This is a genomic window from Streptomyces sp. NPDC047853, from assembly GCF_043204535.1.
GTDB lineage: Bacteria > Actinomycetota > Actinomycetes > Streptomycetales > Streptomycetaceae > Streptomyces.
This window is the reverse complement of the sequence record NZ_JBIDCI010000011.1, coordinates 152,186-168,873: the sequence shown is the minus strand read 5'-3', so window position 1 is coordinate 168,873 and position 16,688 is coordinate 152,186. Positions and strand designations below refer to the sequence as shown.

At 73.5% G+C, this 16,688-nt stretch carries 12 protein-coding genes; 4 read left to right on the top strand and 8 right to left on the bottom strand.

What is annotated here, in order from left to right:
* The first annotated feature begins 42 nt into the window (after window positions 1-42).
* The gene (locus tag ACGF5T_RS21705; RefSeq protein ID WP_366766957.1) at window positions 43-1,461 is read left to right on the top strand and encodes a lipase maturation factor family protein; all 1,419 of its coding nucleotides are present in this window, start codon (window positions 43-45) and stop codon (window positions 1,459-1,461) included.
* 48 nt (window positions 1,462-1,509) lie between these two features.
* Here the strand turns inward: ACGF5T_RS21705 and ACGF5T_RS21700 are convergent, their stop codons facing one another.
* The gene (locus tag ACGF5T_RS21700) at window positions 1,510-4,533 is read right to left on the bottom strand and encodes a glycoside hydrolase family 38 C-terminal domain-containing protein (protein ID WP_366766958.1); all 3,024 of its coding nucleotides are present in this window, start codon (window positions 4,531-4,533) and stop codon (window positions 1,510-1,512) included.
* A gap of 293 nt (window positions 4,534-4,826) precedes the next feature.
* Between ACGF5T_RS21700 and ACGF5T_RS21695 the strand changes: the two genes are divergently transcribed.
* Window positions 4,827-6,182, top strand: a complete 1,356-nt coding sequence (locus ACGF5T_RS21695) for an amidase (protein ID WP_366766959.1) — start codon at window positions 4,827-4,829, stop codon at window positions 6,180-6,182.
* 24 nt (window positions 6,183-6,206) lie between these two features.
* On the opposite strand, the gene ACGF5T_RS21690 is transcribed toward ACGF5T_RS21695, so the two are convergent.
* Window positions 6,207-6,686, bottom strand: a complete 480-nt coding sequence (locus ACGF5T_RS21690; protein ID WP_356605348.1) for a GNAT family N-acetyltransferase — start codon at window positions 6,684-6,686, stop codon at window positions 6,207-6,209.
* A 54-nt stretch (window positions 6,687-6,740) separates the two neighbouring features.
* Window positions 6,741-6,914, bottom strand: a complete 174-nt coding sequence (locus ACGF5T_RS21685; RefSeq protein WP_356605350.1) for a hypothetical protein — start codon at window positions 6,912-6,914, stop codon at window positions 6,741-6,743.
* Window positions 6,915-7,388: 474 nt separating this feature from the next.
* Here ACGF5T_RS21685 and ACGF5T_RS21680 point away from each other — a divergent pair, with 474 nt between their 5' ends.
* Window positions 7,389-7,823, top strand: coding sequence for a hypothetical protein (locus ACGF5T_RS21680; RefSeq protein WP_356605352.1), 435 nt, complete (start codon window positions 7,389-7,391; stop codon window positions 7,821-7,823).
* 73 nt (window positions 7,824-7,896) lie between these two features.
* Here ACGF5T_RS21680 and ACGF5T_RS21675 read toward each other — a convergent pair whose 3' ends face one another.
* The 4 genes from ACGF5T_RS21675 to glgA all read right to left on the bottom strand — a co-directional run bounded on the left by ACGF5T_RS21675 (window position 7,897) and on the right by glgA (window position 13,533).
* On the bottom strand, window positions 7,897-9,390 hold the full coding sequence (locus ACGF5T_RS21675; RefSeq protein WP_356605354.1) for an SDR family NAD(P)-dependent oxidoreductase: 1,494 nt from the start codon (window positions 9,388-9,390) through the stop codon (window positions 7,897-7,899).
* 103 nt (window positions 9,391-9,493) lie between these two features.
* On the bottom strand, window positions 9,494-10,831 hold the full coding sequence (locus tag ACGF5T_RS21670) for a wax ester/triacylglycerol synthase family O-acyltransferase (RefSeq protein WP_356605356.1): 1,338 nt from the start codon (window positions 10,829-10,831) through the stop codon (window positions 9,494-9,496).
* A 255-nt stretch (window positions 10,832-11,086) separates the two neighbouring features.
* Entirely contained in the window at window positions 11,087-12,307 is a 1,221-nt protein-coding gene (glgC, locus tag ACGF5T_RS21665) for a glucose-1-phosphate adenylyltransferase (RefSeq protein ID WP_356605358.1), read from the bottom strand.
* A gap of 50 nt (window positions 12,308-12,357) precedes the next feature.
* Window positions 12,358-13,533: a glycogen synthase gene (gene glgA / locus ACGF5T_RS21660; protein WP_366766995.1), complete on the bottom strand. Its 1,176-nt coding sequence runs from the start codon at window positions 13,531-13,533 to the stop codon at window positions 12,358-12,360.
* 348 nt (window positions 13,534-13,881) lie between these two features.
* Between glgA and ACGF5T_RS21655 the strand changes: the two genes are divergently transcribed.
* On the top strand, window positions 13,882-15,090 hold the full coding sequence (locus tag ACGF5T_RS21655; RefSeq protein WP_366766960.1) for a DMT family transporter: 1,209 nt from the start codon (window positions 13,882-13,884) through the stop codon (window positions 15,088-15,090).
* On the opposite strand, the gene ACGF5T_RS21650 is transcribed toward ACGF5T_RS21655, so the two are convergent.
* Window positions 15,080-16,390, bottom strand: a complete 1,311-nt coding sequence (locus tag ACGF5T_RS21650) for a transglycosylase family protein (RefSeq protein ID WP_366766961.1) — start codon at window positions 16,388-16,390, stop codon at window positions 15,080-15,082. The genes ACGF5T_RS21655 and ACGF5T_RS21650 overlap by 11 nt on opposite strands.
* Between the last annotated feature and the right edge of the window lie 298 nt (window positions 16,391-16,688).

Genomic DNA, 16,688 nt, shown 5'->3' with positions numbered 1-16,688 from the left:
ACCGGGGTACACAGAGCGTGACCGTACGAGAGGAGCGCGGCCGTGGAGTGGTTCACCGCCCCCGACTACTGGCTGAGCAGGCTGGTCTTCCAGCGGGCCCTGGCCGCGATGTACCTGGTCGCCTTCCTGACCGCCGCCCTGCAGTTCCGTCCGCTGATCGGCGAGCGCGGCATGCTGCCCGTGCCCCGCTTCGTCGAGCGGGTGCCGTTCAGGCGGGCGCCGAGCCTGTTCCAGCTCCGCTACTCGGACCGCCTCTTCGCGTGCTGCGCCTGGGCGGGCTGCGCGGTGTCGGCGGCGCTGGTGGCGGGCCTGGACTCGCTGCTGCCGCTGTGGGGGGCGATGCTGCTGTGGCTGGTGCCGTGGGCGCTGTACCTGTCGGTCGTCAACGTCGGGCAGACCTGGTACTCCTTCGGCTGGGAGTCGCTGCTGCTGGAGACCGGCTTCCTCGCGGTGTTCCTCGGCAACGACGAGGTGGCGCCGCCGGTGCTGGTCCTGTTCCTGCTGCGCTGGCTGCTCTTCCGCGTGGAGTTCGGGGCGGGGCTGATCAAGATGCGCGGCGACGAGTGCTGGCGGAAGCTGACCTGCCTGGACCACCACCACGAGACCCAGCCGATGCCGGGGCCGCTGAGCTGGTTCTTCCACCGCCTCCCCCGGCCGCTGCACCGGGTGGAGGTGGCCGCGAACCACGTCACGCAGCTCGCGGTGCCCTTCCTGCTCTTCACGCCGCAGCCCGTCGCGACGGCCGCCGCGGCGCTGATGATCGTGACCCAGCTGTGGCTGGTGCTGTCGGGCAACTTCTCCTGGCTGAACTGGGTCACCATCGTGCTGGCCCTGTCGGCGGTGCGGTTCCCGGCCGATCCGCCGTCCGTGTCCGCCGCGCCGCTCTGGTACGAGGTCGTGGTCCTCGCGGCCGCGGCCCTGCTGCTCTTCCTCAGCCACCGGCCCGTCCGCAACATGGTCTCCCGCCGCCAGGTGATGAACCGCTCCTTCGACCCGCTGCACCTGGTCAACACCTACGGTGCCTTCGGCACCGTCAGCCGGGTCCGCTACGAGGTGGTGATCGAGGGCACCTCCGACGAGGTGGCCCGGGAGGACTCGGACTGGCGGGAGTACGAGTTCAAGGGCAAGCCCGGAGATCCGCGGCGCTGGCCGCGCCAGTTCGCGCCGTACCATCTGCGGCTGGACTGGCTGATGTGGTTCGCCGCGCTGTCGCCCTCGTACGCCGACCCCTGGTTCGGCGTCCTGGTGGAACGGCTGCTGGAGAACGACCGCGCGACGCTGAGGCTGCTGCGCCGCTCCCCGTTCCCGGCGGACGCGCCGCCCCGTTTCGTCCGCGCCCGGCTGTTCCGGTACCGGTACACGACGTGGCGCGAGCTGCGGGAGACGGGCGCCTGCTGGGAGCGGACGTACGTGCGGGAGTATCTGCCGCCGACCCGGCTGGCCGGGGCGCCACGGCCGTAGCGGGCCCCGGTCCGGCTCACCGGGGGCCGTGAGCCGGACCGGCGCGCGCTACGCGCGGGCGATGCGCAGGGTCATCAGCTGGAACGGGCGCAGCCGGACGGAGATCCGCTCGCCGTCGGCCTCGACCGCGGGACCCTCCTCGGCCCGCGGGCGCTCCAGCAGGTCGGTCACCGCCACTCGCGCGACCGGGAACCCGGCCGTCAGGGTGGCCCTGGCCCGGCCGCCGTGCGCCTCGTGGAAGCGGACCACCACGTCCCCGCTGCCGTCGTCGGCCAGCTTGACGGCGGTGACCACGACCGCCTCGTGGTCGACCGTCACCAGTGGCGCCACCTCGCCCGCGCCGGTCAGCCGCCGCTCGGGCAGGTTGATCCGCCAGCCCTCGCGCACCGCGTCGCCGATGCCGGCGCCCGGCACCAGCGCGTGCCGGAAGCGGTGCACGCCCTGGTCGGTCTCCGGGTCGGGGAAGCGCGGGGCCCGCAGCAGCGACACCCGCACGGTGGTGGTCGTACCCGCGTCGTCACCGGTGCGGACGGTGCGGGTCACGTCGTGGCCGTACGTCGAGTCGTTGACGACCGCCACGCCCCAGCCGGGCTCCTCCAGGTGGACGAAGCGGTGGTTGCACGCCTCGAACCTGGCCGCCTCCCAACTGGTGTTGGTGTGGGTGGGCCGGTGGAAGTGCCCGAACTGGGTCTCCGACGCGTACCGTTCGGCATGCAGGTCGAGCGGGAAGGCGAGCTTGAGGAACTTCTCCGTCTCGTGCCAGTCGACCTCGGTCTCCACCTCCAGGCGCCGGTCCCCGGGCGCGAGCCTCAGTGTCTGGGTGACGCGGGAGGAGCCGAAGCCGCGGACGACCCGCACCGAGGCGCCGTCGTCGCCGGGTGCCAGCTCGTCGGCGTCGGTCAGGTCGGTGACGGTGTTGCGGTAGAACGCGTCGACGTCCCAGGCGTCCCACATGTTCGGCAGGTCGGGGTGCAGCTGGAGGAGGTTGCCCGCCCCGCCCGGCGCGATCGTCTCGCGGTCGGCGGCGAGGTCGTACACCGACACGACCAGGCCGCGGCCGTCGATCCCGACCCGCAGCAGCCCGTTGTCCAGGACGTGGCCGCCCCCGGGGCGCGGGGTGAGGACGGTGCGGCCCTCGGAGACGGGGGCGGCGGCGGCGCCGGCCGGGACGCCGGTGCGGGGGTGGGGGGCGGCGTTGAAGACGAGCGGGGTGTCGCCCGCACCGGCCAGGGCGCGTTGGGCGGCGTCGATGACGCCGTTCAGCTCCCCGGCGACGCGGTCGTACGTGGCGCGCGCCTCGCGGTGCACCCAGGCGATGGAGGAGCCGGGCAGGATGTCGTGGAACTGGTGGAGCAGGACGGTCTTCCAGATCCGGTCCAGGTCGTCGTAGGGGTAGGCGAATCCGGTGCGCACCGCGGCCGTGGCCGCCCACAGCTCGGCCTCCCGCAGCAGGTGCTCGCTCCGTCGGTTGCCCTGTTTCGTCCGGGCCTGGCTGGTGAGGGTGGCGCGGTGCAGTTCCAGGTACAGCTCGCCGACCCAGACCGGCGGCTCGGGGTTCTCGGCCTCGGCCTTGGCGAAGAAGGCCCGCGGGGTCTCCCAGGTGACGGTCGCCGACCCTTCGAGGTCACGCAGCCGGGCCGCCCTGGCGACCATCTCGCGGGTGGTGCCGCCGCCGCCGTCGCCCCAGCCGGTGGGGGCGAGGGAGTGCCGGGCCACGCCCTTGTCCCTGAAGTTGCGGGCCGCGTGGGCGATCTCGTCGCCCCGCATGGAGCAGTTGTAGGTGTCGACGGGCGGGAAGTGGGTGAAGATCCGGGTGCCGTCGATGCCCTCCCAGCGGAAGGTGTGGTGCGGGAACCGGTTCGTCTGCGACCAGGAGATCTTCTGCGTCAGCAGGTACTTGGCGCCGGCCTCCCTGATGATCTGCGGCAGGCCGGCGGCGAAGCCGAAGGTGTCGGGCAGCCAGGCCTCGTCGTTGTCGACGCCGAACTCGTCGAGGAAGAAGCGCTTGCCGTGCACGAACTGCCGGGCCATCGCCTCGGAGCCCGGCATGTTGGTGTCCGACTCCACCCACATGCCGCCGGCCGGCACGAACCGGCCGTCGGCCACGGCCTTCTTCACCCGCGCCCACACCTCGGGCCGGTGGTCGCGCACCCACGCCCACTGCTGGGCCTGCGACATGGCGAAGACGAAGTCCGGCTCGTCCTCCAGCAGGGCGGTCATGTTGGACGTCGTGCGCGCGACCTTGCGGACGGTCTCGCGCAGCGGCCACAGCCACGCCGAGTCGATGTGGGCGTGACCGACGGCGCTGATGCGGTGCGCGGACGCGGCGGCGGGGGCGGAGAGGACGCCGGTGAGGCGGGAACGGGCTGCCTCCGCGGTGCCGTTGACGTCCTGGAGGTCGACCGCGTCCAGCGCCCCGTCCAGGGCGCGGAGGATCTCCCAGCGGCGGGGCGAGTCCACCGGCAGCTCGGCCATCAGCTCGCCCAGCACCTCCAGGTCGAGCACCAGGTTCCACACCGTCTCGTCGAGGACGGCGAGGTCCATGCGGGCGAGGGTGTACAGCGGTTCGTCGCCGGCGGTCTCCTTGTCCCCGAGAGGCGTGGGCACGAAGGGGCGGGGGCCGAAGATGACGGGGTTGGACGCCGCCTCGACGTGCAGGCGGACCTCCTCGCCGCCCTGGGCGGGGGCGGCGACGCGCACCCACTGGTTGCGGGGGCTGAGGCCCTTCACCGGGGTGCCGTCGGGCCGGTAGACCAGGCCCTCGCACTGGAAGCCGGGCATGCTCTCGTCGAAGCCGAGGTCGAGGATCGCCTCGACGGTCCGGCCCGCCCACTCCTCGGGCACGGTCCCGGTGACGCGGAACCAGCTGGTGCCCCAGGGGGCGCCCCAGCGGGCGCCCACCTCGACGGGTTCGGGTTCGGCCGCGAGTCCCTCGGCGACCGGCACGGGCTCGCCGGGCGCGTGCCACACGGCGACGTCCAGGGGCACGGACTCGGGGTACACGGCGGGGCGGATGCGCTCGTCGAGGACGCGCTCGAGGCGGGCTTCGACCAGGCTGCGGTCGTCATGCATGCGGGGTCCTCCGTGGTCGGGGGCGGGTGTGCGGGGCGGCCCGCGGCGGGCGGGGCGGCTCGGGAGTCGGCGGGGCGGCTCGGGAGTCGGCGGTTCGGCGTCGGTGGGTCGCGGTCACTGGGGCGGACGTGGTGTACAGCTCCCCCACCGCGCGTCCCGCGAACCGTGTGCGTCCGCCTCTCGACGTGGAGGCGTCCGGGCGGGCAGAGTGCTCACGTACTCGTCAGTAGTCCCGTTTCCGGTGAGTGCCCTCTCCGGTAAGCCCCCTTTCCGCACCCCGAGGAGCCCCTTCCGTGACCAGCTGGGCCGGCCGGACCGCCGCCGACATCGCCGCCGCCGTCCGCGAGGGGCGCGTCACGCCCCGCGAGGTGGTGGCGGCGCACCTCGCCCGGATCGAGCGGCTGGACGGCCGCGTCGGTGCCTTCCGCGTGGTCCGGGCCGCGGCGGCGCTCGACGAGGCCGACGAGGTGGGCGCCCGGAACGGCCTGGCCGAACTGCCGCTGGCCGGCGTGCCGGTGGCGGTCAAGGACAATCTCGCGGTGCGCGGCGAGTCGAAGCGCGTCGGTTCCGCCGCGACGCCGGACACGCCCGCCGGGGCGGACCACGTCACCGTGGCCCGGCTGCGGGCGGCCGGCGCGGTGGTGGTGGGCCTCACCAACGTGCCCGAGCTGTGCGTGTTCGGCACCACCGAGGGCGTGCACGGCACGTCCCGCAACCCGTGGGACCCGGCCCGCTCCGCGGGTGGTTCCTCGGGCGGCAGTGCCGCCGCGGTCGCCGCGGGTCTGGTGCCGCTGGCGCTCGGCAACGACGGCATGGGTTCGCTGCGCATACCGGCGGCCAACTGCGGCCTGGTCACCGTCAAGCCGGGCCACGGGGTGGTACCGGCCGGCATCGGCGAGGGCGACTGGTTCGGCATGTCCGAGAACGGACCGCTGGCCACGACGGTCGAGGACGCACGCCTGATGCTGGCGGTCCTCGCGGGCGACCGCGCGGACGGCGGGCCGGTGGGGCGCGCGGACTCCGGCTCCCTCCGCATCGCGGTCTCCCCGCGCAGCCCCCTGGCCGGCGTCCCCGTCTCCCGCCCGTACACGAACGCCGTCCGCGAGGCGGCCGAGCTGCTCATGAAGGCGGGTCACCAGGTGCGCCGGGCCGACCCGCCCTACCCCGCCTCGCTGGGCCTGACCGCCCTGGTCCACTGGACGGCGGGCACGGCGGTGGACGCACGCGGCCTCGACCGGCGCCGGCTGGCCCGGCGGACCCGGGTGCACGCGGCCGTCGGGCGGGCCTTCGTGCGCACGGCCACCACCGGCCGGGGGCGCGAGGCGCTCCGCGCCCGCCTGGAGCCGTTCTTCGACGCGCACGACGTCCTGCTCACCCCGGCACTGGCCCGCCGCTCCCCCGCGGCCGCACCCTGGCACGAGCGGGGCTGGCTGCGCAACATCGTGGCCGACACGGCCTACTCGCCCTTCACTCCGCCGTGGAACCTGACCGGTTGGCCCGCGATGGCGCTACCGGTCGGCACCCTGCCCTCGGGCGCCCCCTGCGCCGTGCAGCTGGTGGGGCGACCGGGTTCGGAGGCGGCGCTGCTGGAGCTGGCGGAGCGGATCGAGGCGCTGCGCCCCTGGCGTCGCACGGCGCCGCTGGACTGAGCGCCCCGCCCGGCGGGTAGCCCGTCAGAGGGCGCGGTACATGATGTGCAGGCCGACGCGCCCGTGCCGCGGGTGGTCGAAGGCGTCCGGCACCGTGCCCAGGACGGTGAAGCCGAGGGAGGTCCACAGGCGCACGGCGGGGTTGGTCTCGACGACGGCGTTGAAGACCATGCCCCGGTACCCCTGGTCGGCGGCGGCGGCCAGGACGTGTTCGGCGAGGGCCCGTCCGGTGCCGCGGCCGGCCCGGTCGGGGTCGACCATGAAGCCGGCGTTGGCGATGCCCGCGGCGGGCCCGCCGTAGTTGGGGGTCACGTAGGCGGAGGCGACGACGGTGCCCTCGTCCTCGACGACGTAGACGCGTTTGGCGGGGTTGGTCCACAGGGCCCGGGCGTCCTCCTCGGACGTGTCCGGGTCCCAGGCGTAGGTCTCGCCGGCCGCGACGATGCGGTGCCAGATGGGCCAGATGTGCGGCCAGTCACCGGCCGTCGCTTCCCTGATCAGCATGGGCGCGAGTCTCGCACGCCCCTGCCTGCGGCGAATCCCGCGGGTCGCGCGTGGTCAGTCCACGCTGGGCAGGATGTGGGGCTCGGCGAGGTCCTCCTCGTAGCCCGCGAGGCGGATGGGGGCGGACCGGGCCCACACGTCGAGGCTGCCGATCTCTCCTGGCCGGCGGCCCCCGCGCTCGATGCGTTCCTTGGGGCGTTGCTCTGGATTCGTCGTCTCCGGTGTCACCGCGCACTCCTTATGTGTCGGGTCACCCTAGGGGCCTGTCGGCCGAGTCTGCTGTCCGGCACCAGACGCCCGCTGGGGTTTCAGTCGCATGCAGTTCGGACGCGGTGGCGCCGGTAACTCGGGCGAGAGCAGGCCGTTGTGAACCGGCTTGTCCCAGACGGACATCGGGTGGGGGTGGAGCCCTGTGCTGTCGCCCGTCCGCTTTAGATTAACCAAATGAGCGGGGGTGCGCTCTATGGGGCCCAAAACATGGGGGAACCATTGCCCTTCACATCCTGCCCAGTTGGCCCGAGTATGCCGGTATGAGCCCGTTTGCGCACCACAGGTGACTCACCCGTTCGGCCGATGCGGCCGACCGTGTCTTCGATGGCCGCCGACGGCCGGGGCGCACAGTTAAGTCGCCGTTGGCTGCGGCGCAAGGCGGCCATGGTCTGCTGTCGGTCGGCAACGGCTGTCTCGTGGGAGGACCGAGGCATGGAACCGCGCAGCGTCGAGGAGCTGATGGACCTGCTGTACGCCTGCCGCGGCGAGGGGACCCTCGCGGAACGCGGCGGCGGGCGGGTGGACCCGCACGAGCACGCGCTGCGCACCGCCGCGCTGCTCCGCCGGCGGCGCCCCGCCGACAAGGAACTCCAGGTGGCCGGTCTGGTGGCACCCGTGGGCCGGCTGCTGTGGTCCGGCGGCCGGGCCGCCGACGCGGTACGGCCACTGCTCGGCGCGCGCGTCGCCCGGCTGCTGCGCCGTCACGCCCAGGCCGACGCCTGGGCCCACGACGACGACGCGGTCGGTCTGCGGCAGGCGGCCGAGGAGGCCCGCACCACCGTGTTCGACGCCGGGGTGCTGGAGGACTGGCGCACGGTGCTGGAGCTGACGGCGGCGCGGCACGCGCGGCTGGGGGCCGTCGACTGAGCCGGACCTTCCGGATCAGGACGGCGCCCCGCCGACCGGCCGACGGGTCACGGCCGTTGGTCCGCCGGGACCGTCACCACTTGCCGGGCGCGTAGTCCTTGAGGAAGACGCCGTACAGGTCCTCGCCCGCCTCGCCGCGCACGATCGGGTCGTAGACGCGGGCGGCGCCGTCCACCAGGTCGAGCGGGGCGTGGAAGCCGGCCTCGGCCAGGCGCAGCTTGTCGAAGTGCGGACGCTCGTCGGTGATCCAGCCGGTGTCGACCGAGGTCATCAGGATGCCGTCGGTGTCGAACATCTCCTGGGCGCTGGTCCGCGTGACCATGTTCATGGCCGCCTTGGCCGCGTTGGTGTTCGGGTGGCCCGCCCCCTTGTAGCCGCGGGCGAAGACGCCCTCCATCGCGGAGACGTTGACGACGTAGGCACGCTTGGCGGTCGCCCGGCGCGCGGCCTCGGCCATCGCGGGACGCAGGGCGCTGATGAGGATGAACGGCGAGGTGTAGTTGCACAGCTGGGTCTCCAGCAGCTCCACCGGGGAGATCTGCTCGATGGTCTGGACCCAGGTGTTGCTGTCGACGACGTCGGGGACCAGCCCGCCCGCGTCGATGGCGGTGCCCTCGCGGTGCCGGACCACGCTGGCGTTGCCGGCGACCAGGGCGAGGTCGGCCACCTTCTGCGCGTCGAGCCCCGAGACGCCGACGGGCAGTGCCGCCAGCCCGTCCACCGCTCCGGAGTTGAAGGCGCCGATGACGTGGTGGGAGGGCAGCTCGCCTGCGGGCAGCGGGGCGCTCTCGCCCTCGACCAGCGCGGCGTACGCGGAGGGCAGGCGGCGTACGGTCTGGGTGGCGTTGTTGATCAGGATGTCGAGCGGGCCCTGCTCGGTGACCTGGTCGGCCAGCGCCACGGCCTGGGCGGGGTCGCGCAGGTCGATGCCGACGACCTCCAGGCGGTGGATCCAGTCCGCGGAGTCGTCCATGGCCTTGAAGCGGCGGATGGCGTCCTTGGGGAAGCGGGTCGTGATCGTGGTGTGCGCCCCGTCGCGCAGCAGCCTGAGCGCGATGTACATGCCGATCTTGGCCCGGCCGCCGGTGAGCAGCGCCCGCTTGCCGGTGAGGTCGGCGCGGGCGTCGCGGCGGGCCCGGTTCTCGGCGGCGCAGCTCTGGCAGAGCTGGTGGTAGAAGTAGTCGACCTCGGTGTAGCGCTGCTTGCAGATGTAGCAGGAGCGGGGGCGCTGGAGTATCCCCGCGATGCTGCCCTCCTCGGTGCGGGAGGAGGGCAGGATGCCTTCGGTCTCGTCGTCGATGCGTTCGGCGGAGCCGGTGGCGGTGGCCTCGGTGACGGCCTTGTCGTGGGCGGTCTTGGCGGCCCGGCGCTCCTGGCGGCGGCGCTGCTTGACCATCCGGTAGATGTGCGAGGTGGCCCGGCGGACCCGGATGGCGTCCGGGTGGTCGACGTCGAGTCCGTCGAGCTCCTCCAGCACGCTCAGGCAGACGGCGAGCCGCTCCGGGTCGATGCCCGGGCCGTACACCACCTCGTCCGTGGTCGCCGTGCCGTCCTGTGTCACCGTCATCGCCGCTGCCGTTCCTGATCACCGTCGCGGCGCTCCGACTCGCGCCCGCTTTCGAACGGCGGATTTTACTTCAGCGGCGGGCCGGGACGCCAAACGCGCCGGGTCAGGGACCGCAGGCCGTGAGCAGCGTCTCCACCTCCCGGGAGAGGGCCAGGGCGAAGCGGTCCAGGTCCGGCACGGCCTTCGCGTCGGCGACCAGGCCGTAGTGGACCTGCCCGCGGTACGTGGAGACGGCCACCGCCAGGGAGTGGCCCCGGGCCAGCGGCGCCAGCGGGTAGACCTCGGTGAGCGGATGGCCCCCGAGCCGCAGGCCCAGGCTGGGCAGGGGCACGCTGGTGACCAGGATGTCGAACCAGAGCCGGGCCGCCTGGCCGACCAGCGGCCCGCCGAGCCGGTGTCCGAGCGCGGGCACGTGGTCGGCGAGCAGGGCGACGGCACCGGCTCCGCGGCCCGGCCCGGCGTCCTTGTTGCGGCCCATGGCGGTGCGCACCGCGGCGAGCCGGGAGAGCGGGTCCGGATCGCCGACCGGCAGCCGGGTCAGGTATCCGGAGAGCCGGTTGCCCTGCGGATGGGCGGTACGCGGCCGGCGTTTGGAGACGGGGATCAGGGCGCGGGGCGCGACGCCCTCGCTGCCGTCGCCGCGCTCGTCCAGCCAGCTGCGCAGGGCGCCCGCGACGACCGCGATCAGGACGTCGTTGACCGTGCCGCCGGCGGTCTTGCGCACCCGGTGCACGTCGTCGAGGTCGACGGCGACACCCGCGGTGCGGCGGGTTCCGGAGGACGCGGCGGTGAGCGCGGCCGAGGAGCGCACGTCGAGGGTGGACAGGGCGGCGGCGGCGCCGATGTCGAGGGCCCGGCCGGCGTCGGACAGGGCGTCGCGCACCCGCTCCGGCAGTCGGCGCACGTCCGGCAGGAGTCTTCGGGCGGGCTCCTCGGGGCGCGGGCGCGGCGCGGGCAGGTCCATCGGGTCGAGGACCCCCGCGGCGAGGGTCAGCGCCCGCAGGCCGTCGGCCAGGGCGTGGTGGAACTTGAAGAGCACGGCGAAGGAGTCGCCGTCCGCGCCCGGCAGCACATGCGCCTCCCACGGCGGCCGGCCGCGCTCCAGGGGGCGCTCCATGAGGCGGCCGGCCCGGGCGTGGAAGTCCGTCGTCGGGGGGTGCAGCCGCACGTGGTCGAGCGGGTCGAAGCCGGGGGCGGGCTCCCGGGTCGCGCCGCCGAACGAGAAGGGCGTCCCCAGGGCCGGCGGCTGCCAGGTGTCCCGGATGCGCATCCGCAGGCCGGGCACGCCGGGGGCGCGGGCCGCGAGCAGGTCCGCCGCGTGGGCGCCCGCGGTCGGCGAGCCGGCCGCGAAGACGCCGAGCGCGCCGAGGTGCATGGGGTGCTCGGCGGACTCGATGTTCCAGAACGCCAGGTCGAGAGGAGCGAGCGGATCGGAAGTCAAGGGTGGGCCTCGCAGGGACGACGGATGGACAAGCAGTCAATCGCCCCGCGTCGATTACGGTCAAGTACGATCAAGCTACGCACAGTTAACATCAGGTTAAAGTCCCGCCCTGTGACCGGGCCGCGAGTGCGGTGCCCCATGGGGCCGCGGCGCCCGGAGCGGTGGGGACGGCGCCGCCCCCACCGGCGCGCGCCACCCGGACGGGTGCGGGCCGACCGTGCGGGCCGACGGCGGACGGCGGACGGCACCCGGCCGTCACGGCACGCGCTGCCCCTTGCCGAGCGCGATCACGCCGCCCTTGGAGACCGTGTACAGCTCCGAGTCCCGCTCCGGGTTGACGCCGATCGTCGCGCCCGGCGGCACTTCGACGTTCTTGTCCAGCACCGCCCCGCGTACCACCGCGCCCCGGCCGATGTGCACGTTGTCGTGCAGCACCGAACCCTGTACGACGGCCCCCGGGTCGATCACCACGCCCGGTGACAGCACGGACCGGGTGACCTGCCCGCGGATCAGGCACCCCGCGCTGATGATCGACTCACTGGCCATGCCGCCGGCGTTGAACCGGGCCGGGGAGAGCTGGGTGGAGTGGGTGTAGACCGGCCAGTCGCGGTTGTAGAGGTTGAAGGCGGGGCGCTCCGCGATCAGGTCCATGTGGGCGTCGTAGTAGGCGTCGAGCGTGCCGACGTCCCGCCAGTACCCCTGGTCGCGGGAGGTCTCCCCCGGTACGTGGTTGTCGCTGAAGTCGTACAGGGCGGCCTCACCGCGGTCGGTGAGCTGGGGCAGGATCGAGCCGCCCATGTCGTGCACGGAGTTCTCGTCCTCGGCGTCCCGGTGCAGGGCCTCGATGAGCGCCTTGGTGGTGAAGACGTAGTTGCCCATCGAGGCGAAGACGCACCCGGGGTCGTCGGGCAGCCCCGGCGGGTCGGCGGGCTTCTCCAGGAACCCGGTGACGGTCCGGCCGTCGGAGCCCGGCGTGATCACCCCGAAGGAGGACGACTCGCCGCGCGGCACCCGGATGCCGGCCACGGTCACGCCCGCGCCGGACTCGATGTGCTGGGTCAGCATCTGGCGCGGGTCCATCCGGTACACGTGGTCGGCGCCGAAGACGGCCACGTAGTCGGGCTGTTCGTCGTGCACCAGGTTCAGGGACTGGAGGATCGCGTCGGCGCTGCCCAGGTACCAGCGCGGGCCCAGCCGCTGCTGGGCCGGGACGGGGGTGACGTAGTTGCCGAGCAGGCTGGACATCCGCCAGGTGGTGGTGATGTGCCGGTCCAGCGAGTGCGACTTGTACTGGGTGAGGACGCAGATCCGCAGGATGTCGCCGTTGACCAGGTTGGACAGCACGAAGTCGACCAGCCGGTACGTGCCGCCGAACGTGACCGCGGGTTTGGCGCGGTCCGCGGTCAGGGGCATCAGTCGTTTGCCCTCTCCGCCCGCCAGCACGATGCCGAGCACCGAAGGACCTCCACGACGCATGGCCGCTCCCCTCACCCTCGTTCACCGTCGGCTGCCCCGGCCGGGGCGGCCTAAGCCTGTTTGAGGATCTCCTCGTAGAGCCGCACGGTGCGACGGGCGACCGCGTCCCAGCCGAACTCGTCCACCGCGCGCCGCCGGCCCGCCTCGCCCATCCGCCGGGCGCCCTCCGGGTCGCCGAGGACGGAGTCCAGCGCCCGCGCGAGGCCCGCCTCGAAGTCGTCGTCCCGGTCCCCGCTCACGCCGCCGTCCTTGGGGACGAGCAGCCCCGTCTCGCCGTCCGCCACGACCTCGGGGATGCCGCCGACCCGGGAGGCCACGACGGGCGTTCCGCAGGCCATCGCCTCCAGGTTGACGATGCCCAGCGGCTCGTACACGGAGGGGCAGACGAAGACGGCGGCATGGGTCAGCAGCTGGATCACCTCACGGCGCGGCAGCATGCTCGGGATCCAGTACACGCCCTCGCGGGCGCGGCTCAGCCCGGCGAAGAGGTCCCGGAACTCCCGGTCGATCTCGGGGGTGTCCGGGGCGCCGGCGCAGAGCACGACCTGAGCGGCCGGATCGATGTCCCGCACGGCGCGCAGCAGGTGGGGCACGCCCTTCTGGCGGGTGATGCGGCCGACGAACAGGACGTACGGGCGGGAGCGGTCCAGGCCCGTCCGGTCCAGGGCGTCCGTGCCGGGGTCGGGGCGGTACAGGGCGGTGTCGATGCCGTTGTGCACGACGTGGACGCGGCCGGGATCGAGCGCCGGGTAGCAGGCCAGGATGTCCTCGCGCATCGCTCCGGACACGGCCACGACCGCGTCGGCCGCCTCGACAGTGGTGCGCTCGGCCCAGCCGGACAGGGCGTAGCCGCCGCCGAGCTGCTCGGCCTTCCAGGGGCGCAGGGGCTCCAGGGAATGGGCGGTCACCACGTGCGGGATGCCGTACAGCTGCTTGGCGAGGTGGCCGCCGAGATTGGCGTACCAGGTGTGGGAGTGGACCAGTTCGCGGCCTTCGAGGGCGGCGGCCATGGCGAGGTCCACGGAGAAGGTGCGCAGCGCGTCGTTGGCTCCGTCGAGCGCGGACCAGGGACGGTGGCGCAGCACCCCGTCGGCACGGCCCTCGCCCCAGCAGTGCACGTCCAGGTCGACGAGGCGCGCGAGCTCCCGCGCGAGGAACTCCACATGGACGCCCGCGCCGCCGTACACGTCCGGCGGGTACTCGCGGGTCAGCAGTCCCACACGCACCCGGAACCTCCCGTGCTCGTCGGCTGGTCCCTTCATGGTCACTCAGACGGGGCTCGTGGGGAAGAGCGCAGGGGCTGCGAAGATCGGGGAGGGCGGGGATCGCCGGCGGGACCGGGAGCGCGGGGAGCAGTACTACCAGGGCCCCTAGGGGGCGTTGGTCAGGGGCCGGACCGCGATGCGCCCACCCTGGGGAGGACGGCACCGCCCTCGTACTCCATCGGCAGTAGGACTCAATGAGTGCTCAGGGACGACGACGGGAAGCTCTGGGGACGGCATCGTGTTGTCCATGGAAGACGACCGTTCGCCGCGTCGGGCCGAGAGCCCCCGCCTCACGCAGAGGAGCAGCCGATGAGCGCCCTCGCGTTGTCCGTGCTGCTGTCGCTCGTCTCCGCCGTGGCGTACGCGGGTGGAGCGATCGTGCAGGAGCAGGTCGCGGTCTCCTCCCCCGGTGCTCAGTACGCTCCCCTGCGCCGCCCCGCCTGGTGGGCGGCGGTCGCGCTCAACGGCCTCGGTGGCCTCCTGCACGTCGTGGCCCTCGCGCTCGGTCCGCTGAGCCTGGTGCAGCCGCTGGGCGCGCTCACCATCGTGTTCGCCCTGCCCATGGCGGCGCTCTTCGTCGGCCGCAGGGCCGGGGCGACGGCCTGGCGGGGCGCGCTCATGGCGACGGTCGGTCTCGCCGGTCTGCTCTCCCTGGTCGGCGCCGCCGACGCGCAGTCCCTGGACACCGCGCAGCGGGTGGCCGCGGCGGTCGTGACCGGCGGTGTGATCGTGGCTCTGATGATCGCCGGCCGGGCCGCGCACCGGCACCCGGCGGTGCGCAGCATCCTGCTGGCCATCGCCTCCGGCATCGCGTTCGGCATGTCGTCGGTCTTCACCAAGACGGTGGCGGTCGACTGGACCGGCGGTGTCACGGGCGCCGACGTGCCGTCCCTGGCCGTGATCGGTGTGCTCGCCACGGCCGGCATGCTGCTGTCCCAGGCTTCCTACCGGGGTGCCGGTCTCGCGGCCCCGCTCGCGACACTGACGGTCGTCAACCCGGTGGTGGCCGCGGTGGTCGGCATCACGATGTTCGGCGAAACCTTCCGCTACGGCACGACCGGCACCCTGCTCGCCCTGGGCTGCGGTGTGGTGGCCGCCGGCGGCCTGATCCTCCTGACGACGGAGCGGATCGCGCGGGAGGGCACCGAGGGCGCCGCCGTGCCTCTTCCTTCCGCTGCTCCCCCGGCGGCGGCCCTTCCGGCGGCTCTCCAGGCGGCGGTCCTCCCGGCGGCGGTCCTCCCTGCCGTGAGTGGGCCGAGTGCCGTGCCTTCGGGAACGGCCCCGGCGGCCGAGGGCGCCCCGGTGACCGGTCAGCGGGTCGGCGGCCCGCCCGAGAAGGTCCTCGTGCCCTCCCCCGCGGCAGCGCCGGTCCCGGACACCGCCCCCTCCGAGGAGCCGCTCCGGCTTCGGGAGCTCTCGGAGAGGGTCGATCCGCCGGCGTTCTTCGGCCCGTTCCACAACGGTCCGTTCGTCCCGACGCCGGTGCTGGACCGGCACCGGGTGCGGATCAGATCCTGACCCCGCCGGCCCGCAGATACGCCAGCGGGTCGACATCGGAACCGAACCCGGGCCCCGTCCGCACCTCGAAGTGCAGATGCGGGCCCGAGCTGTTGCCCGTGGAGCCCGAGCGGCCGATGCGCTGGCCGGCGCCCACCGACTGACCGTCCTTGACGGAGATCGCCGAGAGGTGCGCGTACTGCGAGTAGCGGCCGTCCTCGTGCCGGACGACCACCTGGTACCCGTAGGAACCGCCCCAGCCCGCACTGACGACCCGGCCCGCGGCGACCGACTTGACCGAGGTTCCGGTGGCGACGGGGAAGTCGACGCCGGTGTGGTAGCCCTTCGACCAGGAGGAGCCCGCCTGGTGGTACGGCGTGCCGGTGGGGGCGTCGACGGGGGCGACGACCGCGTGGCGCACGGTGGCCCTGTCGGTCTTGGCCGCCGTCTCCGTCCTGGCCTTGTTCTCGGTCTTGGCCTTGTTCTCCGTCTTGGCCTTGCCGCTGTCCGGGGACGACTTCTTCGGCTGCTTGTGCTGCTTCTGCTGGGGCTCGGCCGTCTTCGCCCTGGGCTTCTCGGCCGTCTTCCGCTCGGGGCGGGGTGCGGTGGTGGTTCCCTCGCCGCGCACCGCGAGGCGTTGCCCCGGCAGGATCAGGTCGGGGTCCGTTCCGATGGCGGCGCGGTTGGACTCGTACAGCCGCTGCCAGCCGCCCCGGACCCGCTGGGTGTCGGCGATGCCCGAGAGGGTGTCCCCGGTGACCACCGTGTACATGCGCCCCTTGCCGGCCCGGGACTGCGGCGTGGTCTGGGGCTTGACGTCCTTCACGGAGTCCGGCTTCGCGCCGGACCGTCCGGTGCGCTCGCCCGACGACTTCTCGGCGGACCCTTTGGTGCCCTTGGTGGGTCTCGCGTCCCCGGCCGGCCGGATGTCGGGCGTGTCGCCGCCCCGGGTGAGTCCGGCCCGCTGCGAGCAGACGGGCCAGGCGCCGGGCCCCTGGCCGTCCAGCACCTTCTCGGCGACGGCGATCTGCTGGTCCTTGGTGGCCAGGTCCGCACGCGGTGCGTACTCGGTGCCGCCGAACGCCTCCCAGGTGGACTGGGAGAACTGCAATCCGCCGTAGTACCCGTTGCCGCTGTTGATGTCCCAGTCGTTGGTGGACTCGCAGGCGGCGACCTTGTCCCAGGTCTCCACGTCGGCCGCGTCCGCCGTGCCGGTCCCCATCAGCGGGAGCGCCAGTCCCGCGCCGCCCGCGGTGACGGTCAGTGAGGCGCGGTTGATCCTGTTCGGCTGATACCGGCGGTGCCGGCCGCGTACGGCCATGGAGGTCCCCCTCGACATTGCGTCAGGAGGGGCAAAAGTATGTGCTGCTAACAGGCCATGACAAGACGGCAATCGGCCGGTTCGTCACCCCAAGTGGCGGAGAAGGGATGGCGGTTGCCGGGGAAAGGAGTCCGTCCGCTGAGGCGTCGGGGCCCTCCCCCGCGTATGGGAGTCAGCCGGACCACGAGGTGCGACCGGCGTACCGCCACGTCAGGATGGTCGAGCGCGGCAATACTGGCGACACCGAGGATACCGAGGACACCGCCGCTCCCCGGCCGCCAGGGACGGCAGGTATCAG

Coding starts and splice junctions, on each gene's coding strand:
- ACGF5T_RS21700 (WP_366766958.1), bottom strand. CDS start 4,533: ATGCATGACGACCGCAGCCTGGTCGAAGCCCGCCTCGAGCGCGTCCTC.
- ACGF5T_RS21690 (WP_356605348.1), bottom strand. CDS start 6,686: ATGCTGATCAGGGAAGCGACGGCCGGTGACTGGCCGCACATCTGGCCC.
- ACGF5T_RS21680 (WP_356605352.1), top strand. CDS start 7,389: ATGGAACCGCGCAGCGTCGAGGAGCTGATGGACCTGCTGTACGCCTGC.
- ACGF5T_RS21675 (WP_356605354.1), bottom strand. CDS start 9,390: ATGACGGTGACACAGGACGGCACGGCGACCACGGACGAGGTGGTGTAC.
- glgC (WP_356605358.1), bottom strand. CDS start 12,307: ATGCGTCGTGGAGGTCCTTCGGTGCTCGGCATCGTGCTGGCGGGCGGA.
- ACGF5T_RS21655 (WP_366766960.1), top strand. CDS start 13,882: ATGAGCGCCCTCGCGTTGTCCGTGCTGCTGTCGCTCGTCTCCGCCGTG.
- ACGF5T_RS21650 (WP_366766961.1), bottom strand. CDS start 16,390: ATGGCCGTACGCGGCCGGCACCGCCGGTATCAGCCGAACAGGATCAAC.